The sequence below is a fragment of the Burkholderia sp. Ac-20392 genome, assembly GCF_017104585.1.
Classification (GTDB): Bacteria; Pseudomonadota; Gammaproteobacteria; order Burkholderiales; family Burkholderiaceae; genus Burkholderia; species Burkholderia lata.
Map to the genome: position 1 here is coordinate 1 of NZ_JAAGPB010000992.1, position 1,494 is coordinate 1,494.

Here is a 1,494-nt window from a genome sequence, read left to right on the forward strand (position 1 = left end):
TGGCCTGGCGACCGACCTCGAGCGCGCCGTGGCGATCCGCGCGGCCGAGCGCCGCGGCCGCATGGCGCGTGACGCCCTGCAGCACTTCGGGCACCGTCATGCGGAACAGCGTGCAGCCCATGTTCAACGTCAGCAGCAGCGATTCGAGCGGCGACGTGCCGGGGTTGTGATCGGTCGCGAGCGCGATCGGCACGCCGTGCTTGCGCAGCAGCTCGATCGGCGGCAGTTGCGTCTCGCGGATGAAGTAATACGCACCGGGCAGCAGCACGGCAACCGTACCGGCTGCCTTCATCGCCTCGATGCCGGCTTCGTCGAGAAATTCGAGGTGATCGGCGGACAGTGCGCGATAACGCGCGGCCAGCGCCGTGCCGCCTGCGTTCGACAGTTGCTCCGCATGCAGCTTCACGGGCAGCCCGCGCCGCGTGGCGGCCTCGAACACGCGTTCGGTCTGCGCGAGCGAAAAGCCGATGCGCTCGCAGAACACGTCGACCGCGTCGACGAGGCCTTCGTCGGCCAGCGCCGGCAGCATACGGTCGCACACTTCGTCGATGTACGCATCCGCGCGGCCCGCATATTCGGGCGGCAGCGCATGCGCGCCGAGAAAGGTCGTGTATACGGTGACCGGGAAGCGCTCGCCGAGCTGGCGGGCGACGCGCAGCATCTTGCGTTCGCTCGCGAGGTCGAGCCCGTAGCCCGACTTGATCTCGATCGCGGTCACGCCTTCGGCGAGCAGCGGCTGCAGGCGCGCTGCGGCCTGCACGAACAGCGTCGTCTCATCGGCCGCGCGCGTCGCGCGCACCGTCGACACGATCCCGCCGCCCTGCCGCGCGATTTCCTCGTAGCTGACGCCCGCAAGACGCTGCGCGAATTCGTCGGCACGCGTGCCGCCGTACACGAGGTGCGTATGGCAATCGACGAGGCCCGGCGTCACCCACGCGCCGTGCAGATCCTCGCGCTGCCAGTGCGCATAGCCGTGCGGCAGCGCGGACATCGCGCCGAGCCAGACGATCGTGCCGGTTTCATCGACGGCGATCGCCGCGTCGTCGATCGTCTCGTCAGGATGGCCGTGCGGACACAGCCTCAGGTGATGCCAGACAGTCGGTTTCATGCGTTCAGTCTCGTTCGCCGATGGCGAGCGACACGGCGAGCAACGCGCCGCTCCCGCTCACGACGACGTCAAACGCACGCCGCGGCCCGTCGAGCCGCAACGTGTCCATTTCTTCCAGTGTGTAGCGCGTGCCGTCGATTTCAACCGCGGCCTCGCCGGCCGCGCAATGCAGCAGCACGGTATCGGCATGCTCGATGCGGTGCACGCCTGCGCGCCAGACGTCGAGCACACCGCGCGCGGCCGAACGGCGCGTCATCAGGTTGAAGTCGCGCGTCGCGCCGTCGTGCAGCGTCGCGTCGATCGCCGCCTCGCCCGCGAAATCCGCGCGAGCCAGCGGTGCGTCGAGCACGTGGCGTGCGCCGCCTTCCTCGGCGAGGGTCATGCCC

General features: G+C 69.5%; 2 protein-coding genes. Both read right to left on the reverse strand.

Annotation, left to right across the window (positions count from 1 at the left end; genetic code table 11):
- On the reverse strand, nucleotides 1-1,108 hold a 1,108-nt coding region (gene hutI, locus G3N99_RS40340; RefSeq protein WP_206125204.1), incomplete at its 3' end, for an imidazolonepropionase.
- Nucleotides 1,109-1,112: 4 nt separating this feature from the next.
- The coding region (locus tag G3N99_RS40345) for a HutD family protein (RefSeq protein WP_206125205.1) at nucleotides 1,113-1,494 on the reverse strand (382 nt) is incomplete at its 5' end.